General features: G+C 59.5%; 15 protein-coding genes. 9 read left to right on the top strand and 6 right to left on the bottom strand.

The window, feature by feature from the left end:
* Positions 1-2: 2 nt before the first annotated feature.
* The 6 genes from AAGW23_RS15015 to AAGW23_RS14990 all read right to left on the bottom strand — a co-directional run bounded on the left by AAGW23_RS15015 (position 3) and on the right by AAGW23_RS14990 (position 9,979).
* Positions 3-1,175 (bottom strand): NAD(P)-dependent oxidoreductase, encoded by a 1,173-nt coding sequence (locus tag AAGW23_RS15015; RefSeq protein WP_200637150.1) that lies wholly within the window; start codon positions 1,173-1,175, stop codon positions 3-5.
* A gap of 302 nt (positions 1,176-1,477) precedes the next feature.
* A complete protein-coding gene (tpx, locus tag AAGW23_RS15010) occupies positions 1,478-1,978 on the bottom strand; it encodes a thiol peroxidase (RefSeq protein WP_200636922.1) in 501 nt (166 codons plus the stop codon).
* Positions 1,979-2,028: 50 nt separating this feature from the next.
* A complete protein-coding gene (locus AAGW23_RS15005; protein WP_200636924.1) occupies positions 2,029-3,381 on the bottom strand; it encodes an alanine/glycine:cation symporter family protein in 1,353 nt (450 codons plus the stop codon).
* A gap of 399 nt (positions 3,382-3,780) precedes the next feature.
* Positions 3,781-7,473 (bottom strand): translocation/assembly module TamB domain-containing protein, encoded by a 3,693-nt coding sequence (locus AAGW23_RS15000; RefSeq protein ID WP_342407184.1) that lies wholly within the window; start codon positions 7,471-7,473, stop codon positions 3,781-3,783.
* Entirely contained in the window at positions 7,470-9,197 is a 1,728-nt protein-coding gene (locus tag AAGW23_RS14995) for an autotransporter assembly complex family protein (protein ID WP_342407183.1), read from the bottom strand. The genes AAGW23_RS15000 and AAGW23_RS14995 overlap by 4 nt, the downstream gene beginning before the upstream one ends.
* A 143-nt stretch (positions 9,198-9,340) precedes the next feature.
* Complete coding sequence (locus tag AAGW23_RS14990; protein WP_102835370.1) at positions 9,341-9,979, bottom strand: GNAT family N-acetyltransferase; 639 nt, start codon at positions 9,977-9,979, stop codon at positions 9,341-9,343.
* Positions 9,980-10,126: 147 nt separating this feature from the next.
* Here AAGW23_RS14990 and xthA point away from each other — a divergent pair, with 147 nt between their 5' ends.
* The 9 genes from xthA to AAGW23_RS14945 all read left to right on the top strand — a co-directional run bounded on the left by xthA (position 10,127) and on the right by AAGW23_RS14945 (position 20,668).
* Entirely contained in the window at positions 10,127-10,942 is an 816-nt protein-coding gene (gene xthA, locus AAGW23_RS14985; protein ID WP_342407182.1) for an exodeoxyribonuclease III, read from the top strand.
* 143 nt (positions 10,943-11,085) lie between these two features.
* The gene (locus tag AAGW23_RS14980; protein WP_342407181.1) at positions 11,086-12,456 is read left to right on the top strand and encodes a substrate-binding domain-containing protein; all 1,371 of its coding nucleotides are present in this window, start codon (positions 11,086-11,088) and stop codon (positions 12,454-12,456) included.
* A 107-nt stretch (positions 12,457-12,563) separates the two neighbouring features.
* Positions 12,564-13,499, top strand: coding sequence for a carbohydrate kinase (locus AAGW23_RS14975; protein ID WP_342407180.1), 936 nt, complete (start codon positions 12,564-12,566; stop codon positions 13,497-13,499).
* 69 nt (positions 13,500-13,568) lie between these two features.
* On the top strand, positions 13,569-14,474 hold the full coding sequence (locus AAGW23_RS14970; protein WP_342407179.1) for an AraC family transcriptional regulator: 906 nt from the start codon (positions 13,569-13,571) through the stop codon (positions 14,472-14,474).
* Positions 14,475-14,769: 295 nt separating this feature from the next.
* Positions 14,770-16,080, top strand: coding sequence for a sugar ABC transporter substrate-binding protein (locus tag AAGW23_RS14965; protein WP_342407178.1), 1,311 nt, complete (start codon positions 14,770-14,772; stop codon positions 16,078-16,080).
* A 73-nt stretch (positions 16,081-16,153) separates the two neighbouring features.
* Positions 16,154-17,098: a sugar ABC transporter permease gene (locus AAGW23_RS14960; RefSeq protein ID WP_342407177.1), complete on the top strand. Its 945-nt coding sequence runs from the start codon at positions 16,154-16,156 to the stop codon at positions 17,096-17,098.
* 10 nt (positions 17,099-17,108) lie between these two features.
* Entirely contained in the window at positions 17,109-17,942 is an 834-nt protein-coding gene (locus AAGW23_RS14955; protein WP_342407176.1) for a carbohydrate ABC transporter permease, read from the top strand.
* A 37-nt stretch (positions 17,943-17,979) separates the two neighbouring features.
* A complete protein-coding gene (locus AAGW23_RS14950; RefSeq protein ID WP_342407175.1) occupies positions 17,980-19,083 on the top strand; it encodes a sn-glycerol-3-phosphate ABC transporter ATP-binding protein UgpC in 1,104 nt (367 codons plus the stop codon).
* 106 nt (positions 19,084-19,189) lie between these two features.
* The gene (locus tag AAGW23_RS14945) at positions 19,190-20,668 is read left to right on the top strand and encodes a mannitol dehydrogenase family protein (protein WP_342407174.1); all 1,479 of its coding nucleotides are present in this window, start codon (positions 19,190-19,192) and stop codon (positions 20,666-20,668) included.

Here is a 20,668-nt window from a genome sequence, read left to right as displayed (position 1 = left end):
GGTCAGCCACCTATCGCGGCCAATTCTGGCCGCTGATGGTCCACCGAGGGCTTCTGCTGAATCTTTGCAGTCGGAGCACGTTGCTGCATGATGATGTCCAGCGCACGGCTGGGCAGGATATCGATGTCATCGAAGGTAATGAGCTGACCGGGTTCGACCGCGCGCCGCAGGGCCGTCTTGCGCAGTAGGCCAATCGGAACGTGATCCGGATGCTGGTCGAGCTTCAATGCTTCGCCGCGAAACTGGAATCCACCGATACCCCGCTCGATCAACTCACCTGGGCGCATGGCTCGCTTGGCAATTGCCCCCACGCCGAGGGTTGGTGCGATGGAGTTGTTCAACAGTACACCGCCACCACCGAGCACTCGACGCACGGTTTTGCCGACTTCGAGCGAACAGAGATGGAACGGGCGCACCAGCGTGTAATAAGGACCAGGGCCAAGCTTGAAATACTCGATAGCGGCACGCTGGTCGTCATCATGGCGACAGACCATAAACACTCCGCCAGCGGAATATCCGGAGGGGATCACGTAATCGACGAAGGGTTGCCCTAACCGTTCGGCCATCATACCGAGCAGATTGCCGGATTCAGTCAGATTGGTCGAAGCCAGGCCTTCCAAGCCCTGCTTTGTAATGGTCGCGCCGAGGCCGTTGCCGACAATGACCTGCTCGATCTGTACCTTGGTGCCGTCCGTGAAAGAAGTGGTCTGGTCTACGCTTATGCCTTGGCGCTTTGCCCAGTACCTCATGTCCTCGACCGAAGGGTTGTGGTTTAGATAGCCCTTCATATTGCCGTAGACCAACGGTTTGAAGCCCATCATCAAGGCCTCTTCATGAAGGGCAGCCAATGAACCCGGCTGGTCCCCCTCGGCCTCGGTGATGAAGCCTTTTGCAGCCAGGTACGACCCCGTGGTGACCTGCAGCTCAGCGTTGATTGTCACCACCGGCAGACCCGCTTCGAAAGCACGTTCAATGACCTCGGTGCCATGAAATACATCGCCGCTGCATTCCACGATCAGGTCTGCACCATCAATCAGATGGTCAATAGAATTGGTGAGTCGCTCAGGAAGCGGGAAATCAGTAAAGGAGTTTAACGGGCGACGGGTCAGGACTCGCGAGATTTCAAGATCCTGATAATGCTGCTTGATTAGCCGAATAAAGCAGTGGGCAATCATCCCTGTGCCGGATACACCGATCTTTTTCTTAATCTGCGAGGTAGACATAAGCGAATCCATTCAATGGGCAACGATGCTCTGACCGCAACGACAGAAAAAGATTTAACGGCGCTTTAAATCTGGCCTGTCGGTGAGGCAAAACACGGTTGCGTTAGCAAAAACCAGCTACCTGAAAGCTAAGCGTCAGCAGAGCGATTGAGCCAATTGATTAATGGCAAAAACAAGGGGTGAATCGGCTTTTTTTTGTCGCCAATATCCAGAAGCAAAGGAAGCGGCGTTGCACCGCTTCCTATCGGCAGAGCTTAGTTAAGCGCCGCAATCGCTGCGTCGTAGTTCGGCTCGCTACCGATCTCGGCGACCAGCTCGCTGTGAAGCACCTGATCCTGCTCGTCCAGTACCACAACAGCACGAGCCGAGACACCGGCTAGTGGGCCGTTTGCAACCAAAACGCCGTACTGCTCAAGAAACTCGCGTCCGCGCATGGTCGAGAGATTGATGACATTCTCTAGCCCTTCAGCGCCGCAGAATCGCTTCTGCGCGAAGGGCAAGTCAGCAGAGATGCATAGGACCACGGTATTAGCCAGTTCGTTGGCCTGCGCATTGAACTTGCGCACCGAGGTCGCACAAGTCGGCGTATCGATACTCGGGAAGATGTTCAGGATCTTGCGCTTGCCCGCAAAGCTGGCAAGCGTCACATCGGATAGATCGCCACCTACCAGGCTGAACGGCGCGGCCTTCTGGCCGACCTGCGGAAAGTTACCGGCAACCTGAATCGGATTGCCTTTCAGGGTTACTTCAGTCATGTCTAATTCCTCTCAGTCATGGGCCGCGCGCATCGCAACGGCCCGGGTTATCAGGCTGCCTGGTTTCGGGCGAAGTATTCCTTGGTCAACTTGACTACCACAGGGCTCAGCAGCAACAGTGCAACAAGGTTGGGAATTGCCATCAGACCATTCAGGGTGTCTGCCAACAACCAGGCGAAATCGAGCTGGGCGATTGCACCGAACGGCACAGCCAAGACCCAGATGATGCGGAACGGCCAGATCGCCTTGGTGCCGACCAAAAATTCCCAGCATTTCTCGCCGAAATAACTCCAGCCAAGGATGGTGGTGAAAGCGAACACAACCAGCGCGATCGTCAGCAGCGCGGCACCAACACCGGGCATGGCCGATTCGAAGGCTGCAGCGGACAGTGCCGCCCCGCTTTCGCCACCGGTCCAGACACCTGAGCAGATGATCGCTAGACCGGTGATCGAGCAGATGATGATGGTGTCGATAAAGGTACCCATCATGCCGATAAGCCCCGAGCGTACCGAGCTCTTGGTCGTACCGGCAGCCTGTGCGATACCGGCTGTACCCAGTCCCGCCTCGTTGGAAAAGATGCCCCGCGCCACACCGAAGCGAATTGCGGCCATCACTGCCGCGCCGGCAAAGCCGCCAGTGGCAGCGATCGGCGAGAAGGCATGGGTGAAGATCAGCTCGAACGCGGCGGGAATCTCAGCGGCATGCACCACCAGCACGACGATGCCGGCGATGACATACGCAACGCACATGAACGGCACCAGGGCAGCAGCCACTGCACCAATACGCTTGATGCCCCCTAGAATGACCAGCCCCACGAACAGCATTGTGACCAGACCGGTCAGCCACAGCGGTACCGAGAAGGTCGACTCCAGCGCCAGCGCCATGCTGTTTACCTGGACCATGTTGCCGATGCCGAACCCAGCCAGACCGCCAAAGATGGCAAAGGCGCCACCCAGCCAAAGCCAGCGCTTGTGCAAGCCATTCTTGATGGCATACATCGGTCCACCGACGTGCTCACCACGATCATCCTTCTCGCGGTAATGCACTGCCAGCACCACCTCGCAATACTTGGTCGCCATCCCTACAAGTGCCGTGCACCACATCCAGAACAGCGCACCCGGACCGCCGAGAAAGATCGCCGTCGCGACGCCCGCAATGTTACCGGTACCCACGGTAGCGGCCAGGCAGGTCATCAACGCCTGAAAAGGGCTGATCTCACCTGTTTCCTCATCGCCTTTGGCACGTCCGCGCCAGATCAGCGCAAAGCCCGTGCCGATACGCGCCAATGGCATGAACTTGAGCATGACCATAAGAAAGAAACCAGTACCGAGGATCAGTACCAGCATGGGCGGTCCCCAGACGAGACCGTTGACGCTATTAACCAGGTTTTGCAGGAATTCCATTCAAGGCACCCTTATTGATTATGTTAGACATCCTTGCCCGAGCGGGCCGAATCGGTACGAGCACTGAACGGCGGGTTGAGTACGCATGTTCAACTGCAGCCCGAACGACCCGGTAATACCCCGACTTCAATGTCCGGAGCGTTACCGACAACCTGCAAGACTCGTGCTAGAGCCTTGCATCAGCCGCCATGCAAGGAGCGACCGAGCGATCCTACCACCACATTCTGTACTTGGCGCCACACCCTTATGCATGATCCACAGCGGATGCTGAGCGCACACGAACGACCGACGGGTCAGCTTGTGATCGCACCCCAGATAGCCGCATACGGAAGCCTTCCAGCGTAGCCCACAACAGCGTCAAAGCCAGCCGATAAGCGATGGTTTTTGGTTAGCTAATAGTCAGAAATCGCGTCTATAGAACACGTCCAGCGAACTGGCGAGTCCGCTGGCCGCCTCAAGGAAAATCCGCTTGGTCAACTGATAGCGCAAAGCGACCGTATTAGCAGGCTCGAATACCCCAACGCCGTAACGTAACGTCAACCGATCGGACAGCTTCCCGCTCGCCACCACGCTGGTGTCTGTGCCGCTACCCTCAGTGTCCAGCTGAAAGTCTTCGATACCCAGGCGTTGCGCGACGTTGCCGGTAATCGACGCACTGCCGGCCAAGCCGAGTCCAAGGGCCGCTTGGGCCAGCAGGTTGCTGTCACCCGTCTCGGCGCCCAAGGGCCGGCCAAGTACCAGATACGACAATGCCTGCTCCTGACTCATCGCAGGCTCGGCAAATACATCGACGCGTGGCTGCTCTGCACTGCCGGTAATACGCAGCCCAGCAATGACATTCTCGTCTTCGATACGCCGAATGGCTTCGATATCCAAGTAGGGTTGCGACAGCACACCGGTGAACAACAACCGGGCGCGACGGATCGTCAGACGCTGGCCGTAGGCGCGGTAACGGCCCTTGTTGAGGCTGAGCTCCCCGCGCGCATCGAAGTCGTCACCTATGTGAAGGTAGCCGGCAAGATCCGCCGTAAGGCCGAAGCCGGAAAAGCGCAGCCTGTCCTGCCCGACTTCGACGTCCACATCCATGCGAATCGCCAAGGGGGGCTTTGTCTCTTGCGCTTCGGCGCCAACGATAACCGCATCCTCTGACACCTTCACCGTTGAGGGTGGTAGCTCGCGGACAGTAATTTCGCCGCGGGGCACCCGAAGCTTCCCGCTTACGGCCAACTGCTCACCAGCCAACTGAATGCGCAGATCGGGCGCAATTTCGAGCTCAGCATAGGGTTCGACGATCACAGGCAATTGACTGCCGTTGATACGCAGATCGAGGTCCAGCGCCTGCGCCCAATCAATCGTTCCCGCAATCTGTCCCTGGCCCTGCTCGCCGCTGCGCCAGTCACCATCGACACGGACCCGCTCGCCGTCGATGACTGCGGTGACCTGCAGTTGCTCGAAGCTGACCGGCAGCTCGGCGCCGGCAATCTCGCCATCAGTGAGCCTCAGCTCTCCGTTGATCTGCGGCTTCCGCAGCGTGCCCGAAATCTGACCATTGCCATTCAGTTGGCCGTCAAGCCGCTCGACCTGCGCAACGAAAGGCCGGATAACGGAAAGATCGAAATCGCTTAACACGAAATTGCCAGAGATCGGCTTGACCTCGCCGCTAGGGTCCACCTGCAGTCGAACATCCAGATCGCCGAGATCCCCGCCCTCGAAGTTCAACCTGCTGTCGACCTGTTTCGGCGTCAGCTGGCTGTTCAGTGACAAGGTCTGATAGGGAAAATCGAGCCACTGCTCGCCATCGCGCATGCGCAACATGCCAGGACCGGCGTCGACACGGATAGACCCGCTTGGACCCGCGCTCGGCAGATCCAGCGCTAGATCAGCATTGACTTCGCCCTGCCAGATCAGATTGTCCGGCAGGTATTCGGCCAGCGACTCAAGCGGAAAGTCGCGCAGGCGATAGCGCAACTGCGGGTCAGGTTGCAGTTGCTGGTCATCGGCACACAGCGTGGCCTGACCCGAGGCCCAGCAATGCGCGCCGAAGGTGATCTTGCCGCTCGCCAATCGCTGCAGCGACGCGGGATCGCGCAGTGCCCATTGCTGTCCCTGGGCATCCAGCTCGGCTTCCATCAACCGACCCCGCCAATCGCCTCCTTCAAGCCCGCCGGCCAACGCCAGCGACAGGTCGAGTAAGGGGCCCTGCAGCTGCAGTCTGGCCTGATGTGCTGCTGGCGTGCCTTCGGCGCTCAGCTGCAACTCGCCGATATCAGTTGCTCCAGACTGTAAGCCTTTCGCGTCGAGGCTAAGCTGGCCACGCTCGCCCTGGGACAGGCTCGCGGTCATTTGCAGTTGATCGACTCGATTGTCCTGAAACGCGACACCGGTGCTACTCAGCACAAGCTTTCCCTGCGGTGCGTCCGGCGTGCCCGACAGGTCAAGGTTTCCGGTCATTCTGCCGTTCAAATCAGGCCAGAGCTGGCCGAGACGTGACAGATCAATGGCCAGGTTCGCCTCAAGCGTCTCGGCCCAGAGGCCATTCCCCTGAATGCGGTTGTCGCCCAGACGCAAATCGATCGCCGGCAGACTCCAAGTCGTATTCTCACCGCTCGCCTGCAGTTGAAACCTGAGCGTCTGCTCGCGCAACGTGCCATTCAAATCGAGGGCGGCGTCGGCTTGCAGATTGTCCTCTCGCAAGGCGCCGCTACTACTGAGCGTGCCGCCGATGGTTCCCGGCAGCTCTGCGACCCAGTAAGACGGATCGAGTTCGCTCAGCTCGAGACGGGTCGTCCAATCGACTCCATCAGCGAACCCGACGCTGAGATTTCCTTCGGCCTTGCCCTGTCCAGCCTGCAGTTGCAGCTGCGGCAGATGAACGATTTCAAGGTCACCACTGACTGGGCTTTGCAACGTGAAGTCGCCGGAGGGACCGGTCAGCGCCGCGTTGAAATTGCCCAGGTAACTGCCATCGTCGTACTGGATCTGCGCGTCGAGGGTTCGCAGTGTCACGGGAGGCTCTTCGATGTCGGGATAGAGCCGGCGCCAGGGGAAGTTACGCCAGGCCAGCTGCGCCTCAGCATCCAGCCCCTCGTGCCAATCGATCCGGCCGTTCAGATCAACGTGTTGCTGCTCGCCGGCAGTCAATGTGAGGGTTTCGATATCGGCATGGGCCAAATCGACCAATGCCTTGAGTGCAAGAGCCACCGGACCGCCCTCGCCCTGCAGGCTTCCATCGCCCACCAGGCGATAGCCCTGTTCCATGTCTCCTTTAACGGTCAGCTCAAGCGCCTCCAGGCGCAAGGCATCGGGCAGCGCAGGGGCGGCCTTGAAACGCTCCACCGCCAGCAGCAGGTTCGCTGGTAACTCCGGTTCCAGAGGCCTCACCCATCCGCTGAGCTTGGCCTGCAGATAGCCCTGGCTTTGCACGTCGACCATGAGATGCTCACGCAACTCGCCGTCGGCCTCGAACTTCACTGCCCAGGGCTGCTCGTTTGGCGAGCGAATCGCCGCGGTGCCACTTAGCGCCAGTGGCCAGTCGGCTCTGGTCTGCAACCGGCCCGAAAGTTCAATTGCCACATCTTGACGGCGAACCTCCAGCATTCGAACGACCAGGCCCTCTTCGTCCCAGTCCGCCTGCAACTCCGCGCCCTGCATCTGTTGAACGCCGTTGAGATTGATCGCGCCGATATCGACGCGGTCAAGACGCAGCTCGAGTGGTAAATCGAGATCTGGAAGATTGAAGGGTTCGCTGGCTGCTTCGTCCTTCGGAGCAGGAGGAAAAGTGAGATCGATATCGCCGGTGACCAGCTCATCAATACAAAGGGCCTTGCTCAGCAAACAACTGGGCGACCAGTTCATGCGCGGCGACGCCACTTCGACCCGGCGACCCGCCTGTTCCCAGACCAGACGATCCGCCTGCCAGTGACCACCGAGGCGACCCGTGAATGCCTCAAGCTGCAGCCCAGGCACTTTGCTCAACGTCCAACGGCTGCCCGTGTTCGTTCCGAGCACCAGCAAGACCGTCAAAACGACCACCAGCAGCAGCGCCAGTATGGCCAACAACAACCCACTGACGATTTTCGCACTACGCCTCAAAGCTCTGGCCCCATGGAAAAGTGCAGGCGAACTCCGCCCTCGCCGTCCAGCGGATGAGCGAGGTCAACGCGAATCGGCCCGACTGGCGAAACCCATCGAACACCGACGCCCACGCTGCTTTTGAGACTTGGCAACTCCATCGAGTTGAACGAATTACCCTGATCGACAAAGGTCGCCAGGCGCCATTTCTCGGTCAGTGAATACTGATATTCAGCGCTGACCGCGAGCTGATAACGTCCGCCGATTCGGTCGCCATCCGAGTTGGTCGGCGACAGGCTCTGGTAGTCGTAACCCCGCACGCTTTGGTCACCACCGGCAAAATAGCGCAGCGATGGCGGCACGTTGGTGTATTCGTCAGTCCAGTTCCCGCCCACTTCCACCCGACCTAAAAAACGATGCCGGGCACCCAGCGTGGTCAGCCCCTTGACCGTCGCGTTGGCATGAACCAGATCAGCGTCCGAGAACACGCCCTCCTTCGCCGCCCCCAGTTCGAACCTCAAGCGATAGCCATGGCTGGGATCGAGGCGGTTGTCGCTGCGCAGAAAGCTGTAAGACACACCTGGCATCAACAAGGTGCTGACACCCGAATCATCGCCCAGCTCGTACTGCTCATGGCGCCACTTCAACGCCCAGACGCGCTGCCAACCGCTGGGCAGTCGGCGGTGCCACTCTGGCCCAACCGTCAATAGACGACTAAGACTGTCCTTATCACTCAGCTCTTCGTATTGATAGCCGGCCGCATAGCGCAGTTTGTCGGTCAACGGTGGGTCCAGCGGTACGTCATAGAACAGACCGATGTTCTGCCGCGGCGCGGACAGTTCGGACTCGATGCCATAGCTGTGGCCCTGGGGGTTGACCCAATGGCGGGTAAAGTCGAAACGTATTCGCGGGCCGACATCGGTTGAGTAGCCCAAACCAAGTCCGAGCGTGCGCGGCTCTCGCGTCGTTAGCTGCACCGCAACGGGAATGCGTTGCTGGTCGGCGTTAGCCGGGTTGGCATCGACCCGGACGCCTTCGAAGTAGCCGCTGGACTGCATCGCCTGGTTGAGTTCGGCGATCAGTTCCGAGTCATACGGCGTGCCGGGATCGAACGGCACCATGCGCTCCAGCAAGTCCGGATCAAAAGGCGAGTCTCCTTCAAAACCCACATCCCCGAGCACGTAGCGTGGCCCGCTGTTGAACACCAGTTCTACGTCGGCGGCGTTCGTATCAGGGTTGATCGCCAGCCGTTGGCGCTCGAAGCGTCCGTCGAAAAACCCATAGCGTGAGGCCTGGTTGAGGATCCGTTGCTTGACCGCTTCGTACTGCCCATGATTGAGCACGGCGCCTGGCTTCAAGGTGTTGCGCGGCACTCGAAACGCTTGCAGCTCGGCGGCCGGCCCGTTGACCTGCAACGTGACATCACGCAGGCGAACTGGCTCGCCGGGCTTGATTCGCAGCGTCAATCGGGGAACTTCCCCATCAGCGACCCTGGTTTCGATAACGGCGTGGTAATAGCCCAACGCCTGCAGCGCTTTGTTCGCCTGCTCCTGAGCAATGCGGCTGTAACGCAGCAACTCTTCTTCGTTGCGATCGCCCAGTTCGCCGATGTAGTTCTCGACGTTTTCACGCAGCGCACTGTTGGATGGCGTGACTTGGACGTCAAGTTCAGCGGCGTACACCGTAGATGCACAGCACAAGAAGAGGCCCGCCGGAAAGGTTCGGCGAAGGATACGAATAGGCATGGCCAGGGATGCTAGCACGCTGCGCACTAGGCGTTGGCCAGGTGGCGATACGTGTAGCACGGCATATGCAGCGTTAGGCAAAAGCATGGGAGCACTTCTTTGGACAACATCAGTACGACTGTCGCCCCTGCGCAAAATTCGTTCTAACCGCTGGATGCCTCGACCTGTCGCGGCGCCGGATGGAAGAACACATGTTCGACCACCGGACCGATGGCTACCTGGCCGATGTCTTCATAACCCTGACGTGCGTAGAAGTTGAGGTAGCGTGAGTTGCCGGTGTCGATCACCAGGCCCTCCGATGCGGCGTCCGCGGCACACCAGTTGTGCAACGCTTCGAGCAGCTGTTCTCCATAGTGTTGTCCCTGGCACTTGGGATGGACCGCCATCAGCGGCAACACATGGAAATTCCCTGGTGGCAGACAACCCAGCACCGCAGCGTGGTAATCAAGATAGCGCCGTGTACAGCGGAAGCCTGCAGTAAGCAGCATGCGCATTCGCCACGCCCAGCTTTCGGTGATGTCCAGTCGACGCTGTGGTGGCGCGATCAGCGCGGCAGCAATCAGCCGGTCATCGAGCAACAACCCCAACGCCGGTTGGTCCTGCAGCAAGTGCTGATTGACCAGCTCGCGCACGGTTGCGCGAACACGCTGCTCGTAGCCGGGGCGATCAGCCTCGAACAAATAAGCGAAGGTCGGTTCGTGTCGATAGGCGTTATACAGAAGCGAGCGGATTTCCCTGGCGTAACCACTGTCGAGCATTCGTACTTCTGCAGTCATCGGCATGGCGGTTCTCTTGTTATGTCACTGGGGCTGATTTCACGTTAGCAGCCGCATCGGAGTCTTGCCGGGGGAGAACCTGGTTTGATGATTACGGCTCGCCGCAGCGCCGCCATAGCCAGTAGAATCGCGGTTTTGCCGGAGCCACAGTCGATGATGCTTGTTTCTTTCAATATCAATGGTTTAAGAGCCAGACCTCATCAGCTTTCCGCAATCATCGAGAAGCATCAGCCTGACGTGATTGGCTTGCAGGAAACCAAGGTGTCTGACGAACAGTTCCCGCAGGCCGAGATAGAGGCTCTTGGTTATCACGTCCATTTTCATGGCCAGAAAGGTCATTACGGTGTCGCGCTGCTGTCACGACAGGCCCCGCTGGAAATCCACAAAGGCTTTCCCGGCGATGGCGAGGAATCGCAGAAGCGCTTCATCTGGGGTCGGTTCGCAGACAGCAATGGCGAGCCGGTTACGGTCATGAACGGTTATTTCCCTCAGGGCGAGAGCCGCATCCACCCCACCAAGTTTCCGGCCAAGACCAAGTTCTATGCCGATCTCCAGGCGCTGCTGGAAGAACGATTTACTCCTGAGCAATCCGTAGCCGTGATGGGCGACTTCAACATCTCACCCGAAGACTGTGACATCGGCATTGGTGAGGTGAACGCCAAACGCTGGCTGCGCACAGGCAAGTGCAGCTTCCTGCCGGAGGAACGCGAGTGGCTGACACGCTTGAAGAACTGGGGGCTGCAGGACAGCTTTCGTACGCTCAATCCTGAAGTGGTTGATCGCTTCAGCTGGTTCGACTATCGCAGCCGCGGTTTCGAAGACGACCCACGCCGCGGGCTGCGCATTGACCTGATCCTGACTACGGCGGGCCTGCACGAGCGCGTCACGGATTGCGGCGTCGACTATGACATCCGCGGCATGGAAAAGCCGTCGGACCACTGCCCCGTGTGGATCGAGCTAGGTCAATAGGTGCGCAGACAACGTCCCCGCGCGGCGATCCACGACGGTTTTTGCGACCGGATCGCCGACCTCGCCCGATCACAGCCGGCTGTCATATAACGGTAAGCAAAGCGTCTTAATCTCCCCGCTTCTTTGAAAGGGAGAGCCATCGCATGACAGCTTCAGCGTCCGTAAGCGGCATAAGGAAACGGGCGCTGCGCCTGTGGGCCGTCGGCCTGTTCTTCGCCAGCCCGCTCGCGCTAGGTGAGCCATTGACGGCGCCTGCCGATGACAGCCCGGTGCTGCGCATACAAGGATCGAATACCGTCGGTGCGAAGCTCGCGCCGATGCTGGTGGCCGGCCTCTTCGAAGCACAGGGACTGACCTCGGTAAGGATCAGCCCGGCCGGCAAGGAGAACGAACAGCGTGTCAGCGCCCTCGACAGCTCCGGCCGCTCTTATCTTGCGCTGGTTGCGGCACACGGCACAGGCACCGGGTTCGCCGGGCTAAAGGACGGCACATCCGATCTCGCTGCGGCTTCGCGCCCCATCAAGGACAGCGAATATGCAGATCTCGCCAGCCTGGGCGATCTACGCAGTGCAGGCGCCGAACAGGTGATTGCCATCGACGGGCTTGCAATCGTCGTCAGCCCGGACAATCCGGTCTCATCTCTCAGCGTTGAACAGGTTGCCAGCCTGTTTGCCGGTGAAATCCGCAACTGGAAAGCGCTCGGGGGTAAAGATGTACCGGTGGAATTGCATGCCCGGGACGATCAGTCGGGAACTTACGACACGTTCAAGGAACTGGTACTGAGCGCACAGGGCAAGACACTGGCAGCTGACGCCGCACGCTATGAGTCCAACGATCAGCTTTCGCAGGTGGTCAGCAGCCGTCCTGGTGCGATTGGTTTTGTTGGCCTGGCATCGGTGGGAAAAGCCCGTGCGTTAGCTATTGCCGACGGCGACTCGCAACCTATGTTGCCCAGCACCGCGTTGGTGGCGACTGAAGACTACCCCTTGTCGCGACGGCTGTTTTTCTATGCCAACCCGGCGCAGCAATCGCAATGGACCCGCACTTTTTTGAGTTTCGTGCACAGCGCCGCCGGCCAGGCCATCGTTGCCAAATCCGGCTACATCGGTCAGGCGATCAACGCGATTACGCTCTCGCCTTCACCTGACATGCCGCAGCCTTATCAGGCGCTCGCCAGTCAGGCGCAGCGTTTGACGGTGAACTTCCGTTTCGATGAAGGCAGCGCGCGCCTGGACAACAAGGCGCAACGCGACGTGGAGCGCCTCATTCAGTATCTGCAGAGCACCAATAAAACGATGAGCGCGACGGTGCTGGTTGGATTCGGTGACGCTCGTGGCGACCCCGCGCGTACTGCTTTGCTCTCCAAGCTTCGCGCCATGGCTGTACGTAGGGAACTGGCTCGAGGTGGAATACTTGTAAAGAATATCAGTGGCTTAGGAGATGAAATTACAGTGGCTTCGAATAGCCAGAGCGGACGCATAAAGAACCGGCGCGTTGAGGTTTGGGTGTACTGAACAACGTCGAACGGGTGCAAGATCGTATCGGTCGATAGCCGGCGGCGTACTATTACGTCGCGGTCGGCGCGATTAAGCTCAAGCGATTTCCAGAAGCGGAAACAATCATGTATCTCGTTTGTGGCGAAGCCCTGTTCGATGTCTTTGTCGCCCCTGCGGGGGTGTCCCGCAATCGCCTGAGCCTCGATGCAGTGGCGGGCGGCTCACCCTTCAATGTAGCGGTCGGTCTTGCCCGCCTGGGGACGCCGTCGGCGCTGTTCACTGGCCTATCTCGAGACCACTTGGGCCAGCAGCTTCGACAAGTGCTCGAGGACGAAGGGGTCGATAGAGACTACCTGATCGACTTCGATGCACCCACCACACTGGCAATGGTCGCGCTGGGCGCACAGGGTGCTCCCGTCTACAGCTTTCGCGGCGAAGGCTGCGCTGATCGCCTGCCACGCGAAGAGCATCTCGCCCCACTCAGCGATGAGATCAGCGGCATCCACGTCGGTTCCTATTCGATCGTGACCGCACCGATGGCCGACACCCTGCTGTCGCTGGTACGCCGCGAAAGCGAGCGCCGACTCATTTCCCTCGATCCCAACGTCCGCCTCAATGTCGAACCGGACGTGGCTCGCTGGCGCGAGCGTGTCGAGGCGATCGCGGCGCTAGCGCATCTCATCAAGGTCAGCGATGAGGATCTGGCGTTGCTCTATCCCGGCGAAGCCCCCGAATCCGTTGCCAAGCGTTGGTTGCAAGGAGGCTGTGAACTCGTGGCGCTGACCCGAGGCCGGGAAGGCGCTCAATTGTTCAGTCGTCGTCAGGGCGTGTTTTACGTCCCTGCGGTCGCGGTCAACGTCCGCGATACGGTTGGCGCCGGCGATACCTTTCAGGCCGCCCTGCTCAGCTTTCTGCATAACCAGCAACTGGATACCGCCCAAGCGTTGGCGCAGATTCAGCGCGAGCAACTGCAAGCCTTGCTGACATTTGCCGTTCAGGCAGCGGCGATAACCTGCTCCAGGCGCGGCCCAGATCTACCTTACCGATACGAAATTGTCTGAAAAATTGGCCGCGACACTACGAGCGTCTATAACCCCAAGGGGACAAAAATAAGGAAGACGGAACCAGGCATGAAAGCGTTGAAAATTTCCGATCCATCCTACGAATTGATGGACGACCACCACGGCAACTCGCTGATCTATCGAGAGCATGGCTTTCCGTGCCCGCTGGTGCGCTGGCACAACCATAAGGAATACGAACTGCACTTGATCGTAGCCAGTTCAGGCAAAGTGTTCGTCGGAGATTACGTTGGCAATTTTGGTCCCGACAGCCTGTTTCTCACCGGTCCAAATCTGCCACACAACTGGATCAGCCAGGTCGATGAAGGTGAAGTCGTCGCCAAGCGGGACATGCTGGTTAACTTCACCGACGAATTATTCGAGGCGGGCCATAACGTCTTTTCCGAACTACGCAGCCTGACACCAATGCTCGAGCGCGCGCGCTACGGGATTGAGTATCGCTGCCCGCACACCATTGCCGAGGCCAACAGATTGATGCACCGCATTGCTGACAGCCGCGGTGCCACCCGGCTCGGGTATTTTCTGATCATGCTGGAGCTGCTCGCCAGCTGCGACGATTACCAGCTGCTCTCCGGCGCGACCTCGGCACAGCTCGGCGACGAACACCACGCGGATCGAACCAACATGGCGGTCAATTACATTTTCGATAACTACATGCGCGAGCTGCCTCTCGAAGAAGTCGCCAGTCACCTGGGGATGAATCCCACCTATTTTTCACGGTTCTTCAAACGTGCCACTGGTCGCTGCTACGTTGAGTTCGTCAACAGCCTGCGCATCAGCAAATCGTGCGAGTTGTTGCTGGATAACGACAAGCCCGTCACCGATATCTGCTTCGAATCAGGCTTCAACAACCTGTCCAACTTCAACCGCCGCTTTCAGCAACTAAAGGGCATGACGCCGTCCTGCTATCGCCGTCTGGTGGAGCAGCGACTGACCGAGCAGAACCTCGCCAGCTGATACGCATCCTCGCTGCCCGCCGCTACGACATGACCTCTGGCGTTACCCTTTTTCGGATATGCCAATCGCTGCCTTGGCCCAGACACGGCGCTCTGCGGCCCTTGAATGTGCTCATCCATTGCCTTCAGCCACTGGCCAAGGAGAGCAAAAAAGTACCAGACAATGTGCAGTCAGGGCTTTGTCACCCAGACAACCCCAGCGTTGTAATGGTCGTGAGCCGCTCGTACGGCAGTAAGCGAGCAACAACAAAAACAATAAGTGCTTCCGCCCTCCGGCCGCGGAAGAGGAGTCCTAGATGAAACTCGCAAGATTGCTGATCGGATCCACCTGTATTGCAATGGTCGGCGCGACGCATGCTGCAGCCGAGACCCTGACCGTCGCGACCGTCAACAACGCTGACATGATCCGCATGCAGCGCCTGTCCAAGACTTTCGAAGAACAGCATCCCAACATCGACCTCAATTGGGTGGTGCTGGAAGAAAACGTCTTGCGTCAGCGACTGACCACTGACATCGCCACCCAGGGGGGCCAATTCGACGTGCTCACCATCGGCATGTACGAAGCCTCTCTCTGGGGCGATAAAGGCTGGTTGGCGCCGATGACTGATCTGCCCGATGGCTACAACCTCGATGACGTCTTCCCGTCCGTGCGTGAAGGCCTGTCGGTTGACGGCACCCTCTATGCGCTACCGTTTTATGCCGAAAGCTCGATGACCTACTACCGCACCGACCTGTTCGAGCAGGCCGGGCTGCAGATGCCAGAGCATCCAACCTGGACGCAGATGGCCGAGTTCGCCCAGAAGCTGCACAAGCCAGGCAAAGAGCAATACGGCATCTGCCTGCGCGGCAAAGCCGGCTGGGGCGAGAACATGGCACTGGTCACCACCGTCGCCAACTCGTTCGGCGCGCGCTGGTTCGATGAAAAATGGCAGCCGGAATTCAACGGGCCGGAGTGGACCAAAGCCGCCAATTTCTACGTGGACCTGCTGAGCAAATATGGCCCACCGGGCGCCTCCAGCAACGGCTTCAACGAAAACCTGGCGCTTTTCAACAGCGGCAAATGCGGCATGTGGGTCGACGCCACCGTAGCCGGTTCATTCGTCACCGATACCTCCCAAAGCAAGGTGGCGGACAAGGTCGGCTTTACCTTCGCGCCACAGCAGACGACCGATAAAGGCTCGGCCTGGCTATATTCCTGGGCGCTGGCCATTCCAACCAGTTCGCAGAAAAAAGACGCGGCCAGGACCTTCGCGGCCTGGGCCACCTCGCAGGACTATGCCGAACTGGTTGCCGAGACCGACGGCGTCGCTAACGTACCGCCGGGTACTCGGGAGTCCACCTACAGCGCGGAATACATGGCGGCCGCCCCCTTCGCCAAGATAACCCTTGAATCGTTGAAACAGGCTGACCCGGCCTCGCCATCCGCCAAACCAGTGCCTTATGTCGGCATCCAGCTGGTAACCATCCCCGAGTTTCAGGCCATTGGCACGCAGGTCGGCAAGATGTTTGCCGCCGCCCTCACCGGACAAATGCCGGTGGAACAGATGCTCACGGCTGTGCAGCAATCGACCAGCCGCGACATGAAACGCGCCGGCTACCCCAAATAGGCCGCCAGTAGGCACACCCACCGGACAGGGCTCAACCGAGCCCTCATGGCCTTTTTTCAGCCGGAGCACGTCCATGGCCACCCCCTCCACCGCGTTGCCCAAGGCCCCTGTTACCGATACGCCCAGCGAACCGATTGAGCGCAAGCCACGCCGGTTCGCACCCAGCTGGTTCCTCGTCAGCCCGTCCGTTGCATTGTTGCTGCTGTGGATGCTGGTACCGCTGTCGATGACGGTCTACTTTTCAGTGATTCGCTACAACCTGCTCTACCCAGGCGAAAATGGTTTCGTCGGACTGGAAAACTTTCACTACTTTCTGACGGATGCCGGGTTCGTTCCCGGCATGCTCAATACCTTGTTGCTGGTTGGCAGCGTATTGCTGATCAGCGTCGTGCTTGGCGTATTGATCTCCGCGCTGCTGGAGGCGGCAGACTTCGCCGGACGCGGCATCGTCCGTGTGATGCTGATCTCGCCGTTCTTCATCATGCCAACCGTCAGCGCGCTGGTCTGGAAGAACCTGATCTACCACCCGGTCTCCGGCATCCTCGCCGCCGTCTGGAAGTTTTTCGGGGCGCAACCGATTGACTGGCTGGCGCAACATCCGCTGCTCTCGATCATCATCATTGTCTCCTGGCAATGGCTACCCTTCGCGATCCTCATTCTGATGACCGCGATGCAGTCGCTCGATCAGGAGCAGAAGGAGGCCGCCCGACTCGATGGCGCCGGCCCCATAGCGATTTTCTGGCACCTGACGCTGCCCCACCTCGCGCGCCCCATCGCCGTAGTGGTGATGATCGAAACCATTTTCCTGCTATCGGTTTTCGCCGAGATCTTCACCACCACAAGTGGTGGTCCCGGCTACGCCTCCACGAACCTTGCCTACCTGATCTACACCCAGGCACTGCTGCAATTCGACGTCGGCATGGCCTCGGCCGGCGGCCTGATCGCGGTCGTGATCGCCAACATCGCGGCGATCATTCTGGTGCGGATGCTCGGCAAGAATCTCACCGAGAAATATTGAGGACAGACCGATGCTGACGCTCAAACAAAGTCGCCGCCTCAACACCCTGGTGGTCGGGATGTTCGCCTGGGCGATCGCGCTACTGTTGTTCTTTCCGATCTTCTGGATGCTGCTGACTAGCCTGAAAACCGAGATCGACGCCTTCGCCACGCCGCCGCAGTTCATCTTTACGCCCACGCTGGAGAACTACCTGCACATCCAGGACCGCAGCGGCTATTTCAAGTACGCCTGGAACTCGGTGACCATTTCTTTCGGCGCGACCGCGCTGGGCATGCTGATCGCCATTCCGGCCGCGTACTCGATGGCCTTCTACGAGACCAAGCGCACCAAGGGCACGCTGCTGTGGATGCTCTCAACCAAGATGCTGCCGCCGGTGGGCGTGCTGGTGCCGATCTACTTATTGGCCAAGCAGTTCGGCCTGCTCGACAGCCGCGCAGTGCTGATCATTATCTACACACTGATCAACCTGCCGATCCTGGTGTGGATGATTTACACCTACTTCAAGGACATCCCCCGCGACATCCTCGAAGCGGCGCGCATGGACGGCGCCACCCTGATGCAGGAGATGGTTCGCGTGCTCTTGCCGATCAGCAAGGGCGGCCTCGCCTCGACCATGTTGCTGTCGCTGATCCTGTGCTGGAACGAGGCGTTCTGGTCACTGAACCTCACCTCGTCCAATGCCGCCCCGCTGACAGCCCTCATCGCCTCCTACTCCAGTCCTGAAGGGCTGTTCTGGGCCAAGCTTTCGGCTGTATCCACCCTCGCCTGCGCCCCCATCCTGATCTTCGGCTGGATCAGCCAGAAGCAACTGGTCCGCGGCCTGTCGTTCGGCGCGGTCAAGTGACACCGCCGAGCCAAAAAGAACAACAGAGGATTCGAACATGGCAGACCTGAAAATCCACAACCTAAAGAAAGGCTTCGACGGCAACGAGATCATCAAGGGCATCGACCTGGATATTCGCGACCGTGAGTTCGTCGTCTTCGTCGGCCCGTCCGGCTGCGGCAAGTCCACCCTGTTGCGCCTGATCGCAGGTTTGGAGGAAGTCAGCAGCGGCAAGATTGAACTCGATGGCCGGGATATCACCGATCTCAGCCCGGCCAAGCGTGATCTGGCCATGGTGTTCCAGACCTATGCGCTGTATCCGCACATGACCGTGCGCAAAAACATGTCCTTTGCGCTCGACCTGGCTGGCGCAGACAAAAAAGAGGTCGCCAACAAGATCGAAGCGGCGGCGCGCACCCTTGAACTGGAGCCGTTGCTTGAACGCAAACCGCGCCAACTGTCCGGTGGTCAGCGCCAGCGGGTGGCGATTGGCCGGGCCATTGTGCGCAATCCCAAGGTCTTTCTCTTCGACGAACCGCTGTCCAACCTCGACGCAGCACTGCGCGTCCAGATGCGCCTGGAGCTGTCGCGCCTGCATCAAGAGCTACAGGCCACGATGATCTACGTCACCCATGACCAGGTCGAAGCCATGACTCTGGCCGACAAGGTCGTGGTGCTCAACGGCGGGCGCATCGAACAGGTGGGCTCGCCCATGGAGCTCTACCACCATCCGGCCAACCTGTTCGTAGCAGGCTTTCTCGGCACCCCCAAGATGGGTTTCCTGAAAGGCCGCATCAACCGGGTCGAAGCCGTCGGCGTGGAGGTCGAACTGGATGCCGGTTGCCGCCTGTTTCTCCCGCTGGGCGGCGCCGTGTTGGCGGTGGGCGACCCGGTCACGCTGGGCATTCGTCCGGAGCACCTCAACCGCGGCAGCGAAGGCAGCGCCCAGCTGACCGTCAAGGCAGATGTCAGCGAGCGACTGGGCAGCGATACATATTGCCATGTGATTACTCAAACCGGCGAGCCTCTGACGATGCGCATCCGCGGGGACTTTACGCCGCGATATGGCGAGCCCTTGACGCTGGAGCTCGACGCCGGTCACTGCCATCTGTTCGACAGCAATGGACTGGCCGTCGGTCAGCCGCTGCAACAGGTCGCCTGATACTCAACCCGCCTGTAACGACGGCAAAGCTCGCCGCGAAATCGTTGCCATTGAAGCGCCTACCACGCCGCTGGCTTCCCCTATTTCACGCCCAGTGAGGCCTGACATGAAGTTGAACGAACAGAATCTGCCGCAGCTGCCGGCGCACATTGCGCGCCCCTCCTATACGCTTGAGTCGATCACGGCAGGGATCGCGCACATCGGCATCGGAGGTTTCCACCGTGCCCACCAGGCCGCCTACACCGACGCCCTGATGAACAGCGGCGAAGCGCACGAATGGGGCATCTGCGGTATCGGTACGCGCACCGATGAGTCGGGCATGCGCGATGCGCTGGCCTCCCAGGACTACCTCTACACCCTGGTCGAGCTCGATGACCGACCGGAGACCGAAGTGCGTGTGATCGGCAGCATCCGCGACATGCTGCTGGTAGGCCAGGACGGCTCCGATGCGGTCGTCACTCGTCTGGCCGATTCGTCCATCCGTATCGTCTCGCTGACCATCACCGAGGGCGGCTACTGCATGGACGAAAGCACCGGTCAGTTCAACGCCATGCTGCCGCACGTCCAGCATGATCTGAAGAATCCGCGCGCACCTATCAGCGTGTTCGGTCTGATCTGCGCTGCATTGGCCAAGCGACGTGGCGAAGGTACCGGCCCGTTTACGGTGATGTCCTGCGATAACCTTCCCCATAACGGTGACGTTACCCGTAAGGCAACCCTGGCCTTCGCCAATCTCGTCGATCCCGAGCTGGCTGGCTGGATTGAAAGCAATGTCAGCTTTCCCAACGCGATGGTCGACCGAATTACGCCGATGACCAGCGCAGCGCACCGCAACAACCTGAAGCAGCAGCACGGTATCCAAGACGCCTGGCCGGTGGTGTGCGAGCCGTTCGTGCAGTGGGTTCTAGAGGACAGGTTCGTCGCCGGCCGACCAGCCTGGGACAAGGTTGGCGTGCAGTTCACCGACGACGTAGCGCCCTACGAAGAGATGAAGATCAAGCTGCTCAACGGCAGTCACCTAGCGCTGACCTACCTGGGCTTCCTGCGCGGCTATCGCTTTGTGCACGAAACCATGGCTGATCCGCTCTTCGTCGAGTACATCCGCCGTTACATGGACGACGACGTTACGCCGCAGCTGGCGCCCGTGCCGGGTATCGACCTGACCGAGTACAAGCAGACGCTGATTGATCGTTTCTCCAACTGCGCCATCGCCGACCAACTCGAGCGCGTCTGCTCTGACGGCTCGTCGAAGTTTTCCAAATTCAGCGTGCCGACCATCAACCGCCTGATCGCCGATAACGCCGAGTTGGACCGCGCCGCACTGGTCGTCGCAGCCTGGGCGATGTACCTCAAAGGCGTCGACGAACACGGCACCCCGTACAGCATTCCCGATCCACGCGCTGAGTTCTGTCAGTCGCTGGTCGAGGAAGACGAAGGACTCACCGAGCGGTTGCTAGGGCGTGAAGAAATCTTCGGCACGCAGATTCCACACTCCCTGGCGTTTCACGATGCATTCGAGCGCAACCTTCTGCGGCTGCGCACGCTCGGCGTGAGCGGTACCCTCGATCTGTTGCTGACACGCTGA

It is taken from the genome of Stutzerimonas chloritidismutans (assembly GCF_038562055.1).
Classification (GTDB): Bacteria; Pseudomonadota; Gammaproteobacteria; order Pseudomonadales; family Pseudomonadaceae; genus Stutzerimonas; species Stutzerimonas chloritidismutans_A.
The sequence above is the reverse complement of the archived record's forward strand: the minus strand, read 5'-3'. Positions and strand labels throughout refer to the sequence as shown.

Bases quoted from the DNA above. Each gene is read 5' to 3' on its own strand.
- AAGW23_RS15015 (WP_200637150.1), bottom strand. From the start codon at position 1,175: ATGATTGCCCACTGCTTTATTCGGCTAATCAAGCAGCATTATCAGGAT.
- tpx (WP_200636922.1), bottom strand. From the start codon at position 1,978: ATGACTGAAGTAACCCTGAAAGGCAATCCGATTCAGGTTGCCGGTAAC.
- AAGW23_RS15005 (WP_200636924.1), bottom strand. From the start codon at position 3,381: ATGGAATTCCTGCAAAACCTGGTTAATAGCGTCAACGGTCTCGTCTGG.
- AAGW23_RS14995 (WP_342407183.1), bottom strand. From the start codon at position 9,197: ATGCCTATTCGTATCCTTCGCCGAACCTTTCCGGCGGGCCTCTTCTTG.
- AAGW23_RS14990 (WP_102835370.1), bottom strand. From the start codon at position 9,979: ATGCCGATGACTGCAGAAGTACGAATGCTCGACAGTGGTTACGCCAGG.
- xthA (WP_342407182.1), top strand. From the start codon at position 10,127: ATGATGCTTGTTTCTTTCAATATCAATGGTTTAAGAGCCAGACCTCAT.
- AAGW23_RS14980 (WP_342407181.1), top strand. From the start codon at position 11,086: ATGACAGCTTCAGCGTCCGTAAGCGGCATAAGGAAACGGGCGCTGCGC.
- AAGW23_RS14975 (WP_342407180.1), top strand. From the start codon at position 12,564: ATGTATCTCGTTTGTGGCGAAGCCCTGTTCGATGTCTTTGTCGCCCCT.
- AAGW23_RS14970 (WP_342407179.1), top strand. From the start codon at position 13,569: ATGAAAGCGTTGAAAATTTCCGATCCATCCTACGAATTGATGGACGAC.
- AAGW23_RS14965 (WP_342407178.1), top strand. From the start codon at position 14,770: ATGAAACTCGCAAGATTGCTGATCGGATCCACCTGTATTGCAATGGTC.
- AAGW23_RS14960 (WP_342407177.1), top strand. From the start codon at position 16,154: ATGGCCACCCCCTCCACCGCGTTGCCCAAGGCCCCTGTTACCGATACG.
- AAGW23_RS14955 (WP_342407176.1), top strand. From the start codon at position 17,109: ATGCTGACGCTCAAACAAAGTCGCCGCCTCAACACCCTGGTGGTCGGG.
- AAGW23_RS14950 (WP_342407175.1), top strand. From the start codon at position 17,980: ATGGCAGACCTGAAAATCCACAACCTAAAGAAAGGCTTCGACGGCAAC.
- AAGW23_RS14945 (WP_342407174.1), top strand. From the start codon at position 19,190: ATGAAGTTGAACGAACAGAATCTGCCGCAGCTGCCGGCGCACATTGCG.